Raw genomic sequence first — 21262 nt, 5'->3', positions numbered from 1 at the left:
CATGGTTGAATTATCAACAACTTTATTGAATGAACTTCTCCGGAGTTTAGTTTATGATATGATGATGGAAGCGAACGTCGATAAGGAGAGAGAATCCATGAATATCGGAAGCCGAATCCGGTACATCCGACAGGAACAAAAACGAACTCAAGAGGAAATCGCCAAGTCATGCGGATTTACGAAAAGCCTTTTATCCAAAATTGAAAATGGACAATCCAATCCGCCTGTATCGACGCTGATCAAGATCGCTGCCTCGCTTGGAGTTCGAGTGTCCGATCTGCTGGAGGAACAAAGCGCTCAAACGACAGTATACAATAGCGTCAAGCAATACGAGGACCAGGAGAAATGGGTCGAGACGAATAAAGGCTATTCCTTTTTCGCTTTTGCCGGCGAAAGAAGGGACAAGCTGATTCAGCCCTATTTGATTACCGCCAAAAAAGGGAACGTCAAGCAGCATGGGTTTACGCATGAAGGAGAAGAGTTCATTTATATGATCAAGGGAGAAATGAACTATCAAGTCGGCGCTACTCAATACACCATGCTGCCTGGAGATTCGATCTATTTCAATTCGCTAGAGAAGCATCTGCTGATTCCGATTACCGACGAGGTCACCTATCTCGCGATTTTCACTCAAAAAACGGACGACAAGAAGTAGCCTTTCCTTTCCAAACGGATGGAATATGGGGAGCCTAACTAGGCCAAAAAAAGAGGGGCATTTCTCGGGGTTACGACGCCGCCGAGAAATGCCCCTGCTTCATGACTCTCTGACTAAACGCCAAATTGCCTTAAATGATGGTCCAGATGTTTATAAACCCCTATCCCCCATTGCTCGGGCGTGAATTTCCCAAAGAAAGGATGCGGATGAGAGGAACATTTCTCCGGACCATTCCTTTGGAAAACGACAATCATTTGCTTCAGCTTTTCCTTTTCCGTCTCAAAATCTCTCTCATCTGCAATCCGTATCGTTGGAATGGTCGACATATTGTGCGGTGCCGGCTTGTCATTATAAAAAATACGGTTTACGAACCTGCCAATCACTTTCCCCAGCCAGTATCTCGGGGGAAAGGAATTCCCCATCGGGATGTCTTGGAACGCCGAGCAGTGAGCCAGCATCTGAGCCGCATTCATCGTTCCCCACTGGGGCGCTGCATGCGGGCTTAACTTGTCGATCCGATTCAATATATTCGCTGAATGCACCGGGCTGTAGATGCTTTCCATGATTCCACCTCATTCATTTCTATAGGCTGGTTTACAGTATTTCACATTGTCCCGTATCTTGAAACAAAAAAATAAAAAAATCCCTTCCGAAAGGAAGGGGTCGATTGAAAGGATGGTGCGGTCAAGAGGACTTGAACCTCCACGTCATTGCTGACACTAGAACCTGAATCTAGCGCGTCTGCCAATTCCGCCATGACCGCGTAATCACAAGGAATAATATACCGCGGCCGTATCCTAAAGTCAACAAAAATCAGCGGATTTCCACCATCGCCTTGATGACCTGCGAGGCGGGATCCAGCCATCCCTCGAACCGGTCGACTGTCTCGTCGAAGGCTGCCCGGTGGGTGACGTAGGCGTCGATGTCGAGCGATCCGCCGCGCACGACATCCATCACATGGAGGAAATCCTCCTTGGTCGCGTTGCGGCTGCCCATCAGCGTCATCTCGCGCTTGTGGAATTCGGGATCGTTGAAGGCGATGTCCCCCTTCACCAAGCCCACATAGACGAGCCGGCCGCCATGCGCGACATAGCGGAAGGCGCTTGCCATCGAGCCGGCGTGGCCCGTCGCATCGAATACAGCCGTCGGATAGTCGCCGTCCGTGATGCTCGCCAGCTCGGCCGCGGCTTCCGGCGACGCCTTGACCGTATGATGGACCTTGGCCCACTGGCTGCAAAAAGCAAGCCGCTGCTCGCTCAAGTCCATCACGATGACGCGCGCGCCCCGCTGCTTGGCGAACGCCATCACGCCGAGGCCGATCGGCCCCGCGCCGATGACGAGCGCGGTCTCGCCCGCGCGCAGCTCCGAGCGGCGCACCGCATGGGCGCCGATGCTCAGCGGCTCGACCACGGCCGCCTCGTCGAGAGTGAGGCCGGACGCCTTCAGCAGATGGCTCGTCGGCACGGCGATGCGCTCGCGCATCCCGCCGTCCGCATGGACGCCGAGCACCTTCATCGCCGTGCAGCAGTTCGTCTTGCCGCTGCGGCAGGCGATGCAGCGGCCGCAGTGCAGGTAAGGGATGATGCTGACGGGATCGCCGGCTCGCAGGCCTGAGGCCGGATCGTCGACCCGCTCGATCACGCCGGACAGCTCATGCCCGAGGATGCGCGGATAGTCGAAGAACGGCTGGTTTCCTTTGTAGGCATGCAGGTCGGTGCCGCAGATGCCGATCCGCTTGACCGCCACGATCGCCTCGCCCGGCCCGCATGCCGGCTCCGGCAGCTCGACCAGCGCCAGCTTTTCCGCTTGCTCGCAACGGATTCCTTTCATCGTCCAAGCTCCTCTCGCTTACACATTCAAGCTCCGGTTGTATTCCGGCAGGCCGCTAGGCCAGGTCTGTCCTTGCACGGGCGCCAGGACGTCCAGCACTTCCTGCAGCAGCTCCGTGTCGAGCTCCTCTTCCGCCCAGCCGGCATTGCGGCGGATGTTGTCCGGGTTGGCCGTGCTTACGAGCGTAGTCGGGATGCTCTCGTTGGCGACGGAATACTGGATCGCCAGCTTTGCGATCTCCGTTCCTTTGGAGGCGCACAGCTCGGCGGCGCGCTTGCAGGCCGCCTTCAGCTCGCTGCCGGCCGGATGCCAGTCCGGCGCGCCGCGCGTGCCGAGCAGTCCCATCGAGAGCGGAGAAGCGTTCACCAGCCCGACCTGACGAGCCGAGAGCAGCGGCAGCAGCTCGAGCAGCGTGGAGTCGTTCAGCGAGTAATGGCAGTACGAGATGATCGCATCGACCTCGATCTGCGGCAGCATCTGGCGGAACAGCTCAAGCGGCAGGCCGCAGATGCCGGCATGGCGGATCTTGCCCTCCTGCTTCAGCCGCTGGAGCGTCGGCATCGCTTCTTCAAGGATGACGGCCGGCTCCACGAATTCGATGTCATGCAGGAAGAAGAGGTCCACATGGTCGGTATTCAGCCGCTGCAGGCTTTCCTCCAGGCTGGCGGCGATCCGCTTCGACGAGAAGTCGAATTCGTTCTCGCCGTAGCGGCCGGCTTTGGTCGACAAGTAGAAGCTGTCGCGAGGAACGTCGCGAATCGCTTTGCCGAGCACGGTCTCCGCCTTGGTCAAGCCGTAATAAGGCGATACGTCGATATAATTGATGCCGCAGTCCAGCGCTTCGCGGACGGTGCGGATGCTTTCGCTCTCGTCCGTAGTCCGGAATACCGAGCCCAGCGACGAGGCGCCGAAGCTCAGCACGGAGACGTCGAGTCCGGTGCTGCCGAGTTTCCTGTAGTTCACGTTCGGTTCGCTCCTTGAAAGAAGAGTGGGATGACGCTAGAGGATGACGCCGTCCTTGAAGATCGCGATCTCCCGGAAGTCGTTGCGCTCATTGTTCGTCTGCCGCTCGCCCGAGGCGAGCGCGATCACATAATTCCACAGCTCGTCGGCGAGCTGGTCCATCGTGGCATCCTCAAGCAGGCGGCCCGCATTGAAGTCGATCCAGTTTTTTTTGCGCGCGGCCAGCTCGCTGTTCGAGGAGAGCTTGACGGTCGGCACCGGTCCGCCGAACGGAGTCCCTCGGCCTGTCGTGAACAGGACGATATGGGCGCCGCTCGCCGACAGCGCCGTCACCGAGACGAGATCGTTGCCAGGCGCCTCCAGCAGGGCAAGCCCCGGCCGGCTCGCCCGGCCGCCGTACGGCAAGACGTCGGTGACGGCGACCTGGCCGCCCTTCTGCGTGCATCCGAGCGACTTCTCCTCCAGCGTGCTGATGCCGCCGGCTTTGTTGCCGGGAGAAGGATTCTCATAGACCTCCTGCCCATGCCGGATGAAGTAGTTCTTGAAGTCGTTGACGAGATGTACGATGCCTTGGAAAATCTGCTCGTCGGCCGCCCGGTTCATCAAAATCGTCTCGGCGCCGAACATCTCGGGCACCTCCGTCAGGATCGCCGTTCCGCCCTCCTGCGCCAGCCGATCGGCGACGGCTCCGACGAGCGGGTTGGCGGTAATTCCGGACAGCCCGTCCGACCCTCCGCATTTGAGGCCGAGCTTCAGCTTGGAGACCGGCACCGGCTCGCGCTTGAAGCGCTCGGCGTAGTCGGCCAGCTCGGAGAGCAAGGCCATGCCGGCCTCGAGCTCGTCTTCTTCGTCCTGCAGCTTCATGAATTTGATGCGGTCGGGATCATGCGGCCCGATCGCCTGCTTGAACGAATCGATCTGGTTGTTCTCGCAGCCGAGCCCGGCGACGAGCACGGCCGCCGCATTGGGATGGTTCACGAGCGCGGCCAGCAGCCTTTGCGTATGGACGAGGTCGTCGCCGAGCTGCGAGCAGCCGAACGGATGCGCGAAATGATGCACGCCGTCGATGCGGCCGCCAAAGGCCGCGGTCGCCCGCCGCGCGAGCGTCTCGCAGGTCCGGTTGATGCAGCCGACCGTATTGATGATCCAGATCTCGTTGCGGATGCCGACCTGCCCGTCGGAGCGCAGGTATCCCTGAAACATGCGGCCTGTCGGCCGCTCGGCCGGTGCGATGGCGGCCGCCGGCGCATAGCCGTAATCTTCCTTGATCCCTTGCAGCCCGGTGCGCAGATTATGCGTGTGCACCCACGAGCCCGGCGCGATGTCGCAGACGGCTTTGCCGATCGAATAGCCGTACTTGACGACGTCCTCGCCCGCGCGAGCCGCCCGCGTCAGAATCTTGTGCCCCTTGGGCACGTCGTCCAGCAGCGTCAATGCCGTTCCATCCTCCAAGATGATGGAGTCTCCGGCTTGGAACGGCTGCAGCGCTACGATGGCCGAATCCTTTTCGGCAAGCCTGATCCAGCTGTTCATGCTTCCTTCCGCTCCCATCCCGCCAGATGATCGGCGACGGCTTCCGCCAGGCCCTTCCAGGCCGACAGATCGATTCCCCATACCGTCTCGTCGGCCAGCAGCCGGCGAACCTTCTCCCGCTCCCCGCAGTCGGCCGACCACGCCTGCTCGATCCGGCCCAGCAGCTCGGCATCGTCGGCGACCCGATACGGCTCTCCGGCGAAGCTCCGGCCCTCATAGCCGTCGCCGATCCGTTCTACGCGGTAATACCGCAGCAGGGCGGCGAAGCCTAGGGCCAGTCCAGCCGGCACAGGCTCGCCCTTCTCGGCGTAATAAGCCATCGACGGCAGCAAGCGCGCCTTGGCCTTGCTGATGCTGTTCATGGCGATATCCGAGAGCCGGTGGCGGAGATGCGGATTCAAGTACCTCTCGTAAACTTCCGCCGCATAAGCCTTCATCGCCTCCGCCGGCTCCGGCAGCGACGGAATGATCTCCGCTTCGACCGTATTCCGGACGAAGCTCCCCAGCTCGGGATGCTCCATCAGCTCGCGCACATGCTCCACGCCATGCAGCAGGCCGAGCGGAGTCATGAGCGTATGGGCTCCGTTCAGGATCCGCACCTTGCGCTGCTGGAACGGCTTGAGATCGGGCGTCCAGTGGACGTTGAAGCCGGCCTGGCGCAGGGGAAGCTCCTCATCCAGCTCCGGCTCGGCCTCGATCGCCCACAGATGGTAAGGCTCGCCCGTCGTCAGCAGCTCGTCGCGATAGCCCCAGCGCTCGAACCAGCGCTCCGCCTCCTCGGCATCCGGATATCCGGTCACGATCCGATCGACGAGCGTGCTCAGGAAGCGGTTATGCCGCCGCACCCAGGCTTGAAAAGCCTCCGGCAGGCCCCATTCCTCGGCATGCCGCAGCACGCCTTCCCGCAAACGGTCGCCGTTGCGCTCGAGCAGCTCGCACGGCAGGAAGATCAGCCCCTTGTCCGGCGCCCCCGCGAACGTCTCGTAGCGGCGCAGCAACAGCAGCGTCATCTTGGCCGGGAACGACTCCGGCGGCTCGCCCGGAACCATCGGCTCGGAGCGGTAGGCGAGCCCCGCTTCGGTCGTATTGGATACGACGAACCGGAGCTCGGCGCCATCCGCCAGCGCAAGGAACGACGCCCACTCCTCGTAAGGATCCAGCACGTTGGAGAACACGGAGACGACGCTCCGGCGCTCGATCCGCTCGCCTCCCTCCAGGCCGCGGATGACGAGGGTGAACAGTCCGTCCTGCGCAGCCAGCTTCTCGATCTTGCGCTTTCCCGATCGGCGGGGCTGCACGACCGCGACGCTGCCGGGGAAAAGTCCTTGCTTGCGGCAGCCGTCGAGCATCCAGTCCACAAAACCGCGCAGGAAGTTGCCTTCTCCGACCTGCAGCACCCGCACCGGGTCGGAACCAGCGCTTGTAAAGCGGCCGTCTTCCGCTGCGGCCAACAGCGTTTCGGTAAGTAACGACGCCATCGCATAGCGCCTCCTTTTTGTTCGCTTGCCTTCATTTTATAAGATAAAATGGATTATAAACATAACCTGTAATTGCTTTAACATTCTCTATTTTGATATATTGAACGAACGATGAGGACATGGAGGAGGTTTCCCGTGCAGCCGTTTCGCAAGCCCTTTCAACTGGATCCTGTCTTTCCGTTCGAGCTCGTTCTTCAAGGCGTCCGCCGCTACGAGACCGAGCTTCCCGACCATCTGCACGATCTGTATGAGCTCGTCTATGTCCATGACGGCCAAGGCACCTTTTTCATCGACGGCTCCCTGTACGAAAAAAAAGCCGGGGACTTGTTCCTCATCCCCGGCAACACCGTCCATCGCGCGTTTCCTTCTTCCGGCGACCCGATCGTATCGACGGCTTTGTTTTTCGCTCCCTCCCTCGTCCATGCCGAATCGCTCGACGACGGCCATCATCCGCTCCGCTGCTTCGAACGGGCCCGCAAAAGCAAGCAGCACAAGGCCGAGCTGACGCAGCCGGCGCGGCTGGCCGTCGAAGCGGCCATCGAGGCGATCGCAGGCGAGCTCCAGACGGCAGCCGCCGGCTATCGCCATGCGGTCAAGCTTCATCTGCAGCAGCTTCTGCTTGCGCTCAGCCGGCTGCCGATGCATGAGGAAGCTCCCCGCAGCGATCTCCTGCCCGGTCCGAAATGGGTCCATGACGCGCTGCGGACCATCGACCGCGATCCGATCCGCTGCGGCGGCCTCAAGGAGCTGGCCTCTGCCGCCTGCGTCAGCGCGCCTCACTTTTCACGCGTGTTCAAGCAGATGACCGGCATGAACGTGACGGACTATGTCGGCGCCAAGCGGCTCGTCGCCGCCAAGGAACGGCTGCTCGCCACGGACGACAACGTAGAGGCGATCGCCAATGACTGCGGCTTCCTCGGTCTGCCGCATTTTTACCAGGCGTTCAAGAAGCTGACGGGCATGACCCCGCGCGGCTACCGCCTGCAGAGCCGGCTTGAGCCGAAGGAATGAACGAGCGGTCATCGCGGCTCGTCCCTCCTAGCCGATCATTCCTTAAAGACAAGCCGATAAACCGCTCCCGCCCGCGTCGAAAAGACAACCGCTCCGGCAGCATCCGTCTTCGCTTCGACCTTGCCGCCGTCCTCGTCCCGCACTTCGAACGGCTGGCAGCTGACGATCGCGCAAGCGCTGCCGGCGTCGGAGCGCAGCTCCGCCTCCGTCAAGCGGCCGGCACGCCAGGCCATGCCGACCTCGAAGCCGCCTCTCGCCCGCAAGCCGCGGACCGAGCCTTGCGGCCACGCCTGCGGCAATGCCGGCAGCAGCTCGATCCGTCCTTCATGAGACTGCAGCAGCAGCTCCGCGATGCCGGCCGTAGCCGCGAAATTGCCGTCGATCTGGAACGGCGGATGCGCGTCGAACAGATTCGCATACACGCCGCCGCCCTCGTATTCGGTCGGCTCGTTCGGACGCACCAGCCGCAGCAGGTTCGAGATGAGCCGAAACGCCCGGTCGCCGTCCTTGAACCTTGCCCACAGCCCGATTTTCCAGCCCAGGCTCCATCCTGTGCCGCCGTCGCCCCGGATGTCGAGCGACGTCCTTGCGGCCTCGAACTGCTCCGGAACGCTGCCCTTCGTCACGATCCTGCCCGGATAAACTCCAACGAGATGGGATACATGCCGATGATGCGGGTCCTCGTCCTTATAGTCGCGGCTCCATTCCTGCAAGCGGCCTCGGTCGCCGATCCGGATCGGATGCAGCTTTTTCCGGGCCTGCTCGAGGGTGTGCGCGAACTCCTCGTCCAGCCCCAGCTCCGCCGCCGCGAGCTGGCAATTTTCGAACAGCTCCGCGATCAGCATCAGATCCATCGTCGCCGATTCGGTGACGGCATGCTTTTGCCCCGCGAGCACGAATTTATGCTCCGGCGAGGTGGACGGCGAGGTGATGAGCTGGCCGTGCTCGTTTTCGACGAGCCAGTCGAGCGCGAACAGCGCCGCCTCCTTCATGATCGGGTAGGCGCGCTTCCTCAGGAATTCCGCATCCGAGCTGAAGGCGTAATGCTCCCACAGATGCTGGGTCAGCCACACGCCTCCCATCGGCCACATCGTCCAGACCGGGTCCCCTCGGCCATAGTCGCCGACGGGAGCCGTCTGCGCCCATAGATCCGAGTTGTGATGCGCCACCCAGCCTCGCGCTCCGTAATTGACCTCGGCCGTCTTGGCGCCATTGGCCGCCAGCCGGCCGATATAGTCGAGCAGCGGCTCGTGAAGCTCGGCCAGGTTGCAGCTTTCGGCAGCCCAGTAGTTCATCTCCGCGTTGATGTTGAGCGTGAAGTTGCAGCTCCACGGCGCCCGCGTCTCCTCGTTCCAGATGCCTTGCAGATTGGCCGGCTGGCTGCCCGGACGCGAGCTGGCGATCAGCAGATAGCGTCCATAATGGAACAGCAGCTCGACCAGTCCCGGATCGTCCGCCCCGTAGTCAGCGATCCGCCGATCCGTCGGCAGCGAGTCCGGCGCCTTGCTGCCGCCCAGATGGAGCGAGACGCGGTCGAACAGCCGCGAGTGGTCCTCCGCATGACGCTGCCGCAGCTCCTCGTAGCGGCGGACGCGCGCCTGCCGCAGCGTCTCCAGCGTAATCCGCTCCGGCCGGATCGCCTCGTCCCTCGCTCCCAGGCGCGGATGGAATGAAGTCGCCGCGCTGAACAGCAGCGTAGCCGATGTCGCATCCTGGACATGGAGCCCGTCACCGTCCGCCCGCAGCGTGCCGCCCTCCAGCTCGACCGCCAGGCGGCCGTGGAACGACAGCCCCTTGCTCTTGCCATCAGCGCCGTAGCGGACGGGCTGCTCGGTATCGTGATAGCTCGGCGAGACATGCTCCGGCGCGAAGCCGAACAAAGTGAAATCTCCCTCGTCCGCCGCCGTCGCATGGCGCAGCGGGCTGTCCAGGCGCGCCCGGAAGCTGAGCGCGCCTGCCCGATCGGCAGACAGGCGGACGACAATCGCCTGGTCGGGATGCGAGGCGAACACCTCGCGCTCGTACGTCACCCCTCCGATCGAATACCGCACCGTCGCCATGCCGCGGGCGAGGTCGAGCTTCCGCTCGTAGCTGCCATAGCTGATCTGCCCATGCTCCATGCTGAGCAGCAGATCGCCGAACGGCAAGTACGACTGCGTATACGGTCCCATCAAGCATTGCTGGGCGAGCCGATCCGCCTCCGCATGCCTTTCCTGAGCGATCAAGGCGCGGATTTCCGGCAAGGCTTCCTTCGCTCGCGGGTTGTTCCAGTCCGTCGGATAGCCGGACCAGAGCGTGTCCTCGTTGAGCGCGATCCGTTCCTTCTCGATGCCGCCGAATATCATGGCGCCCAGCCTTCCATTGCCGACGGGCAGCGCCTCGACCCAATGGACGGCGGGGGAATGGAATTGAATGTTCATCGTGGATAAACCCTCCCATGTCATGTCGATTTCGATTGGTGCATCCTCGCCGCGTGTTCAAGCCGATGGCAGGCTGCTCGTCCATCCCGGCGGCAACGCAGGGAACGAGCATGAGAACGCTTGCGGTCAGCAGGATTGCTCCCAGCATAAGGCATCGACCGGGAGATGAAAAGAAAAAAAGCCTGCCCGGGTCGGGAGGCTTGTTCCAGTCATCCAAGGCGAAGCTTCGGAAAAGCGCTACGGCAGCGAGCTTTTGCGCGCTTCGTCGATCGCTTTTTGAATATCATCCAGCGCCGTCTTCAACGGAGCGCCGGCCAAATAATGGTTGACTCCCTCCAGAATTTTGACCTGAAGCGATTCCGTCGAAATCGTATGCGGCCAGTACAGCGTCGCTTCCTTTTGAGTCACGGCAGCCGCGATCGAAGACGTGGATTCGTTCCAGCCCTGGGACGACGAGATTGTCGAGGGGATGGCGTTTGCTCCGCGGGCAAGCTTTTCCTGGCTGGCGCGTCCGTTCATGAACGCCACGAACAGCTTCGCTTCCTCGGGATGCTTCGTTTGCGAGTTGATGACCCGGTAGCTGCCTACATTGATGTTGGGAACGGTACGGGTGCTGCCCGGAATGACCATGAACCGGATATCCTGAGAAGGATCTCTCTCCTTGATCGTCAATAGGTCCCATGTCCCCGTAATCAACATGGCCGCGCTTCCGTTGCCGATCAAATCTTTCGCCTGCTCATGCTTGAGCGACGTCCAGTTTTTCGGAACGTAGCCGCGATCGATCAACAGCTTGTGCTTGCTGATCGCATCGACAAAGTAAGGATGGTCGATCTTGATCTGGCCGCTCTCCAGCTTTTTCGTCCACTCGGCATCCGCGCCATTGTTGGACATGATGGAGCCCCAGAAAAACTGGGCGTTGGACCATTCGCCGTCTGCCGCGATCGGGATGATCCCTTCTCGCTTCAGCGTTTCGCAAAGCTCCAGCAGCTCATCCCATGTTCGCGGCACTTGAAGCCCCAGACGGTCGAACATCGTTTGATTATAGATCAAGCCGTCGCTATGCATGACTTCCGGTACGCCATACACCTTGCCGTCCACCTCGACGGGCTTCAGGGAAGAAGGATAAAAATCGTCGAGGAACGGAGAGCCGCTCAAATCGAGATATACGTCCGGACGCAGCTTGCGGAACTCCTCGAACAAGCTCGGGGACCAGGTGTCGAACACATCCAGCGGCTCGCCTCCGAGCAGCCTGATCTTGATCCCGGCGGTATAGTTGTTGCTTTGAATGAAGTTGGCTTCGATCTTGATGTTCGGGTAGCGTTTCTCGAAATCCGCGATCGCCTCGTAATAAACCTTGCCGGCTTGAGCCGCATCCAGCAAAAAGCTGGAATAATGCAGGACGACCGGTTCCGGCGCCGGCTTCCCGTCCTCGGAGGAGCGGGGAATGCCGAACCGGCCAGCCAAGCCGCAGCCTGCGCAGCTGACGATCAGAGCGCAGAAGACAGCCAGCAGCGCCCATGCTGCGCGCTGGCCTCGCTTCATGCCGGGCATTCCCTTCCCTCCCTTTTATCCTTCCCGAGCTTGATTTTCCTCATCATGACATGACGGCTTTCGCTCGTCAATGACTCAGAGCTTGCCGCCGGACGTCGCGATGCCTTCGATGAACTGCTTTTGGAACAGCATGAACAGCGCGAGCATCGGCCAAATCGCCAGCACAGACGCGGCCATCAGCTCCGGATAGTGGACCGCGAACGCGCTCTGGATTTTGGCCAGCGCGGAAGAGAGCGTCGCCGCGCTGGAATCGGTGTTCACGATGAGCGGCCACATCAAGTCCTTGAACGAGAACAGCGCGGTGAAGATGGAAAGAGCGGCCAATCCGGAGCGGACAAGCGGAAGCATGACATAAAGGAACGTCTGTCCGATATTGCAGCCGTCGAGCTTCGCCGCTTCCTCCAGCTCCTTTGGCAGTCCCATGAAAAACTGCCGCAGCAAAAAGGTGCCGAAAGCGCTGACCAAGCCCGGGAACAGCAGGGCAAGTATAGTATTGCGCAATCCGAGCTGATCCACCATTAAATATTGCGGAATGATGAAAATTTGGGTCGGAACCATCATTTGGAACAGCACCAGGCTGAAAAAGAAGCTTCGTCCCGGGAATTTTAGCCTGGCGAAAGCATAGGCCGCCATCGCGCTGAACGTCACGCCGCATAAAACGCGCAGCGCCATCATCGCAAACGTATTCCAGTACAGGCGGAGGAAGTCGGTCTGCCGCCACACCTCCGAATAGTTTTCCCACATCACCCGGCTGGGGAAGAAATAGAACGGATTCATCGAGGTCGATTCCGTCACGGTCTTGAGCGAGGTCAGCACCATCCAAAGGAAGGGCAGAACCATGATGGCCGCTCCCAGCAGCAAGACCGCATGGACGAACAGCGTGGATACTCGATTTTTTTGCGTCATGCCGCACCTCCTATTGATAATGGACCCACCGCTTCTGCGCTTTCATCTGGAAGAAGGTGATGATCATGATCAGCGCCAGCAGCAGCATGACGATCGCCGATCCATACCCTCTGTCCATGTACTTGAAGGAGCTGTTGTAGAACAGATAGACGAGCGAGACGGTATGGTCGTACGCCGGATTCGTCACGTCGATCATCATGAAGATGACATCGAATACTTGCATGGCCTGAATGACCGACGTTACGACGACAAAAAACAGCGTCGGCGTCACGAGCGGCAGCGTAATGACGAAAAATTGCCTGATTCTGCCCGCCCCGTCGATATCGGAAGCCTCATAGTAGTCCTTCGGTATTTCCTGCAGGCCAGCAAGCAAAAGCACCATATTGTAGCCGACGACGCTCCAGATCCCGATGACGGCAATCGAGACGAGTGCAAGACGGGGATTGGAAATCCAGTCGACGGGCGGCAAGCCAAATTTGGACAGCACATAGTTGAATAATCCGAATTGCTGATTGTACATCCATCTCCATACCATCGTTACGGCGGCAGGCGCCGCGATCATCGGGATGAAATATATGGTCCGATAGGCGGATCGGCCCGCGATTTTCTGGTTCAGCAGCACGGCGATGAGCATCGCGAGGGCGATGCTGACCGGCACGACGATCGCGGCATAAAGCAGCGTGTTGGCGACAGCATGCCAGACCTGCGCATCCTGGACCAGCTTGCGGTAGTTGTCCAGACCGACATAAATATTGTTTCTCCCGAAGTCTCCGCTCTTGAAAAAGCTCAAGTAGGCCGACTGGGCCATCGGAATCAAGTTCAGAACGACAAGTCCGACAATGGTCGGGGCGATGAAAAACCAGCCCCAGGCCCATTCCTTCCATGCTTTCTTTCCGGATGTTCTCTTTACGGCTTGGCTCTGCATCCGATTTCCTCCTATCAAAATGCGGCAACCGCTCGGTTGCCGCATTCCTCATTTACCGTTCCGCCGACCCGTGGCGCTTACTTCTCCTGGGACAGGCTTTCATTCATGATCTTGGCGGCGTTTTTAGCTGCCTCCTCCACCGTCGCTTGACCGAGGAAAGCCGGCTTGAGCGCTTCGTACGCCTTGTCTTCCCAGACAAGCGTCGTATTGGAGTAAGGACGGACGACGCCGTATTGAACCATGTCGACAAACACTTGAGAATGGAACGTCGACGAGGATTCGACCCACTTCTGTGCCGTTCCTTTATAGGCCGGGATCGCCAGGCCAAGCTCCGCCTGCATCTCCTGGCCTTCCTTCGAGCTGAGGAACTCCACGAATTTCCAGGCCTCTTCCGGATGCTTCGTTTTCGCGTCGATCGCATGGCCCAGGCCGTTGTAGATGGAGGCTTGCTTTTCTTTTTTCGGCAGTACGGCGACGTCGAAGTTTTTCGCCATATACTCGTTCTCCGCAAAGCTGCTCAAGTTCCAGGAGCCGAAAATGCCCATCGCGACTTTTCCGTTTTTGATCAGTTCCGGACGCTCCGCGTCGACGACGGTCATCGGAGACAGCCCTTCGCGAGTGAAGCTGATGTAATAATCCAGCGCCTCGATCGTTTTCGGATCGTCATAACCGGATTTCTTGTCGTCGGTGATGATCGTGCCGCCGTTTTGATACACGAAGTTGTAGTAGCCTTCCTGGTTGTGCATCGGAGCGAGCAGGCCGTACACGCCGTCTTTCGTCAGCGTCTTCGCGGCGCTTTTCAGATCGTCCCACGTCCAGTTCTCGTCGGGATAGCTCAGGTTCGCCTTGTCGAACAGCGTTTTATTGTACCAAAGTCCGATCGTATCGAAGTCCCTCGGAACGGCATATTGCTTGCCGTCAAAGTTGTAGATCTGATTGAGCCCCTCGGGGTAGTTCTCCAGCTTGACCTCCGTGCTTTTGGCGATCTGATCGTTCAGATCGAGCAGCATGCCGTTGGAGGCATAGCGATAGATCTCGTTGGAGTGCATCCAGAACACATCCGGCAGCGATCCGCCGGTCGCTCCGGCTTCCAGCATCGTCCAGTAATCGGACCAGCCGGCCACTTCGATCTTGATCTTGATGTTCGGGTTTTTCGCCTCGAATGCGTCGGCAATCTTGCGCGCGCCTTTCTCCTGATTGGAATCCCATAACGCGTATCTCAGCGTTACGTTTCCGCCGCTTCCGCTGCCTGTCGAACCGTTCTCCGCCTTGGAAGGCTCCGAACCGGCATTGCCTGCAGCGCCATTGCCGCCATTGCCGCCATTTCCGCATGCAGCCAACATCGTCGCGGTCAGGCCGATGGATACTAAAGTCGTCCAGCGTTTGTGCGTCACTCGAGTTCCCCCTCTAATCGTGCTCAAGTTTCCCTTGCCTTTGCTCTCTTATCGTAAACAATGGCGCTTCAAGCCGGAATGGCGGTTTTTTACGCTCTATTCACCTTTTTTGACCAGACAAAAGACGACAAAAAAAGCGCTCCGCCGGAAGGAGCACTTTTTTTACTTTTCCTCTTTATTTTTTGCTTTCGCCGGCAGATCCGCGGAATTCCTCCGGCGTCATGCCGCAATGCTTCTTGAACAGCTTGCTGAAATAAGCGGTATTGGGATAGCCGACCCTTTCCGCCACCTCGTACACCTTCAGCCGGTTTTCCCGCAGCATTGCTTTTGCCTTTTCCATGCGCAGCCGAGTCAAATAGCCGACGAAGTTCACTCCCGTCTCGCGTTTGAAGATGCGGCTCAAATAAGAGGCGTTCACATTGATCTTCTCCGCCACGAATTGAAGCGAAATATCCTCCGTATACAGCTGCCGCATCATTTCGCATGCCTGCTCCGCATAACTGCGAGGAAGCTCTTTGTCGGTCAAAAGGGAGCGGCATGAGTTCAAATAGTCCACGACCGTGCGGTGGAGGCCCTCCAGCCGTTCTTCGCGCAGCAGCTTTTCGTATACGTTCAATCCGTCCTCGTCGGAATCGGGAAGCACCGGGAAGCAAGAGGAGATCAAGCCGAGCACCCGGATATAAGCCGAGCGGGCCGCTTGCTTCGTGTAGCCGCCTTCCCGCAGCTGCTCCTTCAGCTCCTCCAAAAACGCCAGCGCCGTCTCGCTGCCAAGCTCCGCGTCCTGGCGGAACGATCGCAAGGCCGCGCCTTTCCACACGAAGCGCTGGATGCAGCGCTCCTTTTTCCGTGGCCGGTCATAATAGACCAGTCCGTTTCCGGAGCTGAAAAACAGGTCGTCCAGCGCTTCATCCGCTTCCTGAAACGCTTTCCGAATGCCTTTGTAGCCGTCGGCCTTGCTCGCCCCGATCGACATCGTCAAATTGAGAAAGTCGTTCATCGCCTCCTGAATCTTGTCGACGAGCTTCTCGAATTCCTGCGGCGGCCCGTCATCGAGCCATTCCATCAGCAGGACGTATTCAGCCGAATTCATGACGATGATTTCCTTCTGCCGCTGCCGCGGTATGATCTCCTCCAGGATGTTCAGGACGGCGTACCGCAGCAGCTTCTCGTCCTGCTCGACATATTTGCGGCGCAAATATTCGAAGCGGTCGATCCTGAACTTCGCCAGCAGCATCGGTCCGTCCTGGACGCGGATGCGCAGCGATTCCCGGCTCGCCGCAATGTCGCGCTCTCCTTTGTAGCCGCTGATCACTTCCTTGAAGAGCGTCTCCTTCAAGTATTCGATGCTTTCCTTGACCGATCCGGGCGGCATGCCGTCCATCTCTTTGCGCGTCGTTTTCGCCGCTCTTTTTTTCACGACATCGAGCACCCGCAGCAGCTGCGAGGACTTCATGTCGCTCTTGATCAAATAATCGGCGGCTCCGAGCCGGATCGCCTCCTGCGCATAGTGGAATTCATCCAGGCAGCTTAAAATGACATACTGGCAGTCCGGACGGTCCCGCTGCACTTCGCGGATCAGCTCGAGGCCGTCCATGACCGGCATTTTGATGTCGGTCACGATCAGGTCGGGAGCCGCCGCCTCGGCCAGCTCCAGCGCTTCCTTGCCGTTCGCCGCCTCGCCCATGATGCGGAAGCCCTCCTCCTCCCAATTGATCAGCGATTTGAGGCCGATGCGCATCAAAAGCTCGTCATCCACGATGAGTACGTTCAGCATGGCCGCTTTCCTCCTTCATTAGGTCGATACGGGAAGATCAAGGTAAACTCGGCCCCTTCTCCCTCGGCGCTGCGGAAGGACACGCCGTACGGCTCGCCGAAAACCCTCCGGATGCGCTGATGCACGTTGCAGATTCCGATTCCGCCCTCCGCATCGCTGCCGGCCAGCCGTTCTCGAAGGCGGCTGGCCGCTTCGCCGCTCATCCCCGCTCCGTTGTCGCGCACCGTAATCCGCAGCTGCTCTTTTCCGATGCCCCTTACTTCCAGCGTCAGCACGCCGTCCTTCTGATTGGCGATTCCATGGAAGATGGCGTTCTCCACGAGCGGCTGGATGCTGAGCTTGGGAATTTCCTGATCCAGCAGCGAGTCGTCCTCGACCTCCACATGAACCTCGATCCGGTTGAAATAGCGGACCTTTTGGATGACGAGATAATGACGGATATGCTCCAGCTCTTCGCGGACGGGCACGAGTCCCTTGTCCGCTCTTGCGGTATACCGCAGCATGGAGATGAGCGCCTCCGTCATTTCCACGATTTTGTCCGAGCGCTGCATCGAGGCGATCCACTTGACCGAATTCAGCGTGTTGTACAAGAAATGCGGATTGATTTGCGCCTGCAAAGCCCGGATTTCCGCCTCCACCTTTTGCTCCTGCTCCTCGTAGATGCGCTCGACAAGCTGCTTCAGCTCGGCCGACATCTGTTCGAACCGGATCGCCATCAGCCCGATCTCGTCATTCGACTGGACGGGGTGCAGGCTGTCGAACTTGCCGTGCTCTACGAGCGCCATGTTCCTCATCAGCTGCTTGATCGGCCGCGTGATGAGGCTGGAGATATAGAGCGTGCTCACCAGCGCGAACAGCAGCAGCACGGTGATGATCATCCACAAGTTGCGCTTCAAAATCCCATCCTCGATCGTCAGATCGTCCATAGGCATCGAGAGATAGGTCTTCCATCGGTGGGACTCGAAGCCCGCCTGGATGAGCATGTGCTCGCTGCCCTTGACGCGGACGATCTGGCGGTCGAGCCCGCCGTCGACATGGCCGCCCATCGGGAAGATCGACTCGAACGGCTGGCCGATCGCGCCGTAGTCGTCCCTGAACATGATCCGGTCCTGCTCATCGACGATCGTCATGACAGACTGGCTGCCGACATTCATGCGCTTGTTGAGCTCATGGATGAACTCGATGTCGACGCTGATCACCATCACGCCGAGCAGCTTGCCGTTCTCCATGTCCAATATTTTCCGCAAATTGTAAATGGCCCAGTTGCCTTCTCCTTTGACCTGCCGGTCCTTTTGTGTCGGCAAATCCCGCGTAATGTCATCCGATTCCAAAAAATCGTTGAACCACGCTTCCTGGCGCGGCTCGTACGCGTAGTCGATCGGCTTGTTCGGGCTGATATAGAGATCGTTTCCAGGATTCATGTTATAGACATAGATGGAAATTTTTCTGTCTTTCATCGTGATGTAGTTCATCAATAATTGCGTCGCCTGCATTTCATTGGCGATGGATTGGTTGCGCAAATAATTTTGAACCGGATAATTATCCTGCGATACAGCCGAAATATAGCTGTTGATGCCATAGCTTGAAATAAGAGAAATTTGCCGGATATCCCGCAAATATTCCTCGATCCGGATATTGGACTGCCTGGCCACGTCCGCAAGCAGGATGCTGTACTTGCTCTCCAGCATCTGGCGCGAAGAAAAATAGGCGTTGACGACCATCACGGACAACGGGATGAGGATCGACAGCAAGAAAAAAACCATGATCTTGTTTTTCAGGCTGATGAAGCGGTATTTGCGACGCATCGCATCGTCCTCCGGTCTGAACGGGATAGAACCAATGTCCCCATGATAATCATAGAAGCATCGCCTTGTCACGTCAGGACGGTCTGCTATACTGGTAGCAGCACGGCACTTCACCTGAAAAGAGGTTGCTTCCATGGCTAGCTTCACCTTGCAGAGACAGCCGGACGGGGTTGCGGATCCGGAGCTGAGCTTGCTGTTCTGGGGCAGGGAGCAATGCTGTCCCGGCCATACCTACGGTCCCGGCATGCGCGACTTTTATAAAATCCATTTCATTCAGAGCGGATCCGGCACGTTGACCGCCGCGGGCGAGACCCATCGCATCGGCGCCGGCCAGGCGTTCCTCACTTATCCGCATATGCGGGTCACCTATTCGGCCAGCGAGGAGACGCCGTGGCTCTATTCCTGGATCGCCTTCAAAGGCAGCCGGGCGGAACAGCTGCTCGCCCGGACGGCATTGTCGGCAGCCAGCCCGATCTTTCCGCTGGACGACAAGCTGATGCCGACGCTGGATCAGACGATGAGCCGCGACGCCCTGGCCTCGGACGCCGCCGATCTGCTGCTGCTCGGACGGCTGTACGAATTTCTGGCCGCGCTGATCGCGATCGTGCCGCGCCGCGAGGCCGGCCGCGACGGCCGCGCGCGTCCCAACCCTCATGTCGCCGACTGCCTCCGCTATCTGCACGCCCATTACGACGAGGACATCTCGGTCGAACGCATGGCGCGGGAATTCCAGCTCGACCGCAAATATCTGTCGTCCCTCTTCAAGCGGGAGACCGGCATGCCTCCGCGTCAATACTTGCTGGATTACCGGATGTCGCGCGCGGCAGATCTGCTCGAACGGACCGACTGCACGATCAGCGAGATCGCGTTTTCGGTCGGCTATCGCGATCCGCTGCTGTTTTCCCGCATGTTCAAGCGGGTTCGAGGCTGCTCGCCTCGAAGCTATCGCGAGCGCAGATGCTGACATCATGACATGTTTTCCTTCCTTGCTGACATGTTTTCCACGCCGCTCCTTCGGCTACAATGGAGAAGTCAACTCGGCCAGGCAAGCCCTTTCAGGCTGTCGGGCCACATGGGAGGAATGATGATTTTGTACAAGGCTTCCGAATCGCGCTACGACACGATGAAGTATAACCGGAGCGGCCGCAGCGGCTTGCTGCTTCCGGCCATCTCGCTCGGTCTTTGGCACAACTTTGGCGGCATCAACTCGGTCGAGAGCGGCCGGAGCATGCTGACCCGCGCCTTCGATCTCGGCATCACGCACTTCGATCTCGCCAACAACTACGGTCCGCCTCCAGGCTCGGCCGAGGAGATGTTCGGCGAGATCCTGAAAAAAGACCTGCTTCCATACCGGGACGAGATCGTCGTCTCCACGAAAGCCGGTTATTATATGTATCCAGGCCCTTACGGCGAGTGGGGCTCCCGCAAATATCTCGTCGCCAGCCTGGACCAGAGCCTGAAGCGCATGGGCCTCGATTATGTCGATATTTATTATCACCATCGTCCGGACCCGAATACGCCGCTGGAAGAGACGATGAGCGCTCTCGACGCGATCGTCCGCCAAGGCAAGGCGCTCTATGTCGGCATCTCCAGCTACAGCCCGGAAGATACGCGCAAAGCTTCCCGCATCCTGCGCGAGCTCGGCACGCCATGCCTCATCCATCAGCCGAGCTACTCCATGTTCAACCGCTGGATCGAAGACGGGCTTCAGGACGCGCTGGATGAAGAAGGCATCGGATCGATCGTCTTCTCCCCGCTGCACGGCGGCATCCTGACCGACCGCTATCTCAATGGCGTCGCGGCGGATTCCCGCGCTGCCGGTCCAAGCGTCTTCCTGTCCGAGAACGACATCACCGAGGAACGGATCGCCAAGGTCCGCCGCCTGAACGAGATCGCCGCGGGCCGCGGCCAAAAAATGTCGCAGCTCGCCCTGAACTGGGTGCTGCGCGGCGGCCGAGTCACGTCGGCTCTGATCGGCGCCAGCAAAGTGTCGCAGATCGAGGATGCGGTCGACTCGCTCCGCTTCCCAGAGCTGACCGAGTCGGAAATCGCCGCGATCGAAGCCATTCTGAAGGGCTGATCGCCCGCCCGCGAGCGATGCAGCAAAACAAGCTCCTGAACCGTCGGATCGACGAGTTGAGGAGCTTGTTTGTTTCCTATGGTGCGGTCAAGAGGACTTGAACCTCCACGTCATTGCTGACACTAGAACCTGAAATTGGTGAGCCGCGAAGGAGGCGAACCAAGGAAGCTTACCTCTCAAAGTCCCTTATGGACAAGGATTTTCAGGTTTGTGTATTTTTCTTCCATCAACGAAACATGGTCAAGACCCCAAATCGTAGACAGTTGAAAAAGCCCTAGGAAACAGCATGTCGTGGTACGCATGGGACGTGTACTGGGATCCTTGATCGCTATGGACGATCAATCCCGTCACGTCCTTTTGCGTTTCAAAGGCTTGTCGGAACGTCTCCAGCACCAAGGGATTGTCATTCTTTCGGCTGATTTGATACGCGATAATTTCATTGTTCCACAGATCCTTGATCGCGGAGAGATAGATCTTCTGATCGAAGACGCGATATTGAGTCACATCGGTCACCCATTTCTGATTGGGACCGCTAGCAGAGAAGTCCTGCTTTAGCAAATTCTCCGCAACCCTTTCGTCCGATACGGCGGCTTGATAGCTCGATTGATGAACGTACTTGCGTCGTTTGCTGACCTCTTAATTCGTCTACAGCCTGGTACTTCTCTTGCTTCCCTCCCGATTCAAGATGTGCAACCACTTTTTTAGCACGTCTACCTCCAGCTGCAAGCGTTTGAGCTCGCGTTCCGACCCGGTTTCCTCTTTAAGAAGGATTTCCTCGACAATCCATAAGACCGTTAGACCCTTGCTCCCGATATTTCCTCACCCCAATTTTTACGCAGTCCTTGTCGTGAACGTCCAAATGCTCCGCGATTTGCTTGTGGCTCCATCCTTCTCGATTGAGCCGAATCGCCTCCATTTTCAACTCGAACGGATAGGG

General features: G+C 58.8%; 18 protein-coding genes and 1 tRNA gene. 4 read left to right on the top strand and 15 right to left on the bottom strand.

Translation table 11 applies throughout. The annotated features are described in order from the left end of the window. The first annotated feature begins 97 nt into the window (after window positions 1–97). Window positions 98–655: a helix-turn-helix domain-containing protein gene (locus H582_RS0117580; RefSeq protein WP_028599564.1), complete on the top strand. Its 558-nt coding sequence runs from the start codon at window positions 98–100 to the stop codon at window positions 653–655. A gap of 113 nt (window positions 656–768) precedes the next feature. Here H582_RS0117580 and H582_RS0117575 read toward each other — a convergent pair whose 3' ends face one another. From H582_RS0117575 to H582_RS0117550, 6 genes are all read right to left on the bottom strand, one after another. Then, the gene (locus tag H582_RS0117575) at window positions 769–1218 is read right to left on the bottom strand and encodes a DUF1569 domain-containing protein (protein WP_028599563.1); all 450 of its coding nucleotides are present in this window, start codon (window positions 1216–1218) and stop codon (window positions 769–771) included. Between the two features lie 113 nt (window positions 1219–1331). After that, window positions 1332–1418 (bottom strand) — tRNA-Leu (locus tag H582_RS0117570). A gap of 50 nt (window positions 1419–1468) precedes the next feature. Continuing rightward, window positions 1469–2485: a zinc-binding alcohol dehydrogenase family protein gene (locus H582_RS0117565; RefSeq protein WP_028599562.1), complete on the bottom strand. Its 1017-nt coding sequence runs from the start codon at window positions 2483–2485 to the stop codon at window positions 1469–1471. Between the two features lie 18 nt (window positions 2486–2503). Further along, window positions 2504–3448, bottom strand: a complete 945-nt coding sequence (locus H582_RS0117560) for an aldo/keto reductase (protein ID WP_028599561.1) — start codon at window positions 3446–3448, stop codon at window positions 2504–2506. Between the two features lie 36 nt (window positions 3449–3484). Next, window positions 3485–4981, bottom strand: a complete 1497-nt coding sequence (locus H582_RS0117555; protein WP_028599560.1) for a UxaA family hydrolase — start codon at window positions 4979–4981, stop codon at window positions 3485–3487. Continuing rightward, window positions 4978–6459: a tagaturonate reductase gene (locus H582_RS0117550; protein WP_028599559.1), complete on the bottom strand. Its 1482-nt coding sequence runs from the start codon at window positions 6457–6459 to the stop codon at window positions 4978–4980. The genes H582_RS0117555 and H582_RS0117550 overlap by 4 nt, the downstream gene beginning before the upstream one ends. Window positions 6460–6594: 135 nt before the next feature. Here H582_RS0117550 and H582_RS0117545 point away from each other — a divergent pair, with 135 nt between their 5' ends. After that, window positions 6595–7470, top strand: coding sequence for an AraC family transcriptional regulator (locus H582_RS0117545; RefSeq protein WP_028599558.1), 876 nt, complete (start codon window positions 6595–6597; stop codon window positions 7468–7470). Between the two features lie 35 nt (window positions 7471–7505). On the opposite strand, the gene H582_RS28270 is transcribed toward H582_RS0117545, so the two are convergent. The 7 genes from H582_RS28270 to H582_RS0117510 form a co-directional block, all read right to left on the bottom strand. Then, entirely contained in the window at window positions 7506–9890 is a 2385-nt protein-coding gene (locus tag H582_RS28270) for a glycoside hydrolase family 95 protein (RefSeq protein WP_043111528.1), read from the bottom strand. A 237-nt stretch (window positions 9891–10127) separates the two neighbouring features. Then, window positions 10128–11432 (bottom strand): ABC transporter substrate-binding protein, encoded by a 1305-nt coding sequence (locus H582_RS28265; protein WP_043111559.1) that lies wholly within the window; start codon window positions 11430–11432, stop codon window positions 10128–10130. 84 nt (window positions 11433–11516) lie between these two features. Then, window positions 11517–12347, bottom strand: a complete 831-nt coding sequence (locus tag H582_RS0117530) for a carbohydrate ABC transporter permease (RefSeq protein WP_028599557.1) — start codon at window positions 12345–12347, stop codon at window positions 11517–11519. Between the two features lie 10 nt (window positions 12348–12357). Further along, window positions 12358–13272 carry a carbohydrate ABC transporter permease gene (locus H582_RS0117525; protein ID WP_028599556.1) on the bottom strand — a complete coding sequence of 305 codons (915 nt, stop codon included), beginning with the start codon at window positions 13270–13272 and terminating at the stop codon, window positions 12358–12360. 77 nt (window positions 13273–13349) lie between these two features. After that, the gene (locus tag H582_RS0117520) at window positions 13350–14666 is read right to left on the bottom strand and encodes an ABC transporter substrate-binding protein (protein WP_028599555.1); all 1317 of its coding nucleotides are present in this window, start codon (window positions 14664–14666) and stop codon (window positions 13350–13352) included. A 175-nt stretch (window positions 14667–14841) separates the two neighbouring features. After that, the gene (locus tag H582_RS0117515; protein WP_028599554.1) at window positions 14842–16440 is read right to left on the bottom strand and encodes a response regulator; all 1599 of its coding nucleotides are present in this window, start codon (window positions 16438–16440) and stop codon (window positions 14842–14844) included. Then, window positions 16434–18245, bottom strand: coding sequence for a cache domain-containing sensor histidine kinase (locus H582_RS0117510; protein WP_028599553.1), 1812 nt, complete (start codon window positions 18243–18245; stop codon window positions 16434–16436). Before H582_RS0117510 ends, H582_RS0117515 begins: the two co-directional genes overlap by 7 nt. Before the next feature lie 133 nt (window positions 18246–18378). On the opposite strand from H582_RS0117510, the gene H582_RS0117505 reads away from it, so the two are divergent. Then, on the top strand, window positions 18379–19209 hold the full coding sequence (locus H582_RS0117505) for an AraC family transcriptional regulator (RefSeq protein ID WP_052333389.1): 831 nt from the start codon (window positions 18379–18381) through the stop codon (window positions 19207–19209). 120 nt (window positions 19210–19329) lie between these two features. Continuing rightward, window positions 19330–20325 (top strand): aldo/keto reductase, encoded by a 996-nt coding sequence (locus H582_RS0117500; RefSeq protein WP_101808948.1) that lies wholly within the window; start codon window positions 19330–19332, stop codon window positions 20323–20325. A gap of 240 nt (window positions 20326–20565) precedes the next feature. Here H582_RS0117500 and H582_RS28260 read toward each other — a convergent pair whose 3' ends face one another. After that, complete coding sequence (locus H582_RS28260; protein ID WP_127464338.1) at window positions 20566–20883, bottom strand: DDE-type integrase/transposase/recombinase; 318 nt, start codon at window positions 20881–20883, stop codon at window positions 20566–20568. A 202-nt stretch (window positions 20884–21085) separates the two neighbouring features. Further along, window positions 21086–21241 carry a helix-turn-helix domain-containing protein gene (locus H582_RS32970; RefSeq protein WP_240479040.1) on the bottom strand — a complete coding sequence of 52 codons (156 nt, stop codon included), beginning with the start codon at window positions 21239–21241 and terminating at the stop codon, window positions 21086–21088. Window positions 21242–21262: the final 21 nt, after the last annotated feature.

Origin of the sequence: Paenibacillus pasadenensis DSM 19293 (assembly GCF_000422485.1) — a bacterium.
Classification (GTDB): domain Bacteria; phylum Bacillota; class Bacilli; order Paenibacillales; family Paenibacillaceae; genus Paenibacillus_O; species Paenibacillus_O pasadenensis.
Note: the sequence above shows the minus strand (reverse complement) of the source record. Positions and strands in the feature narration are given on the sequence as shown.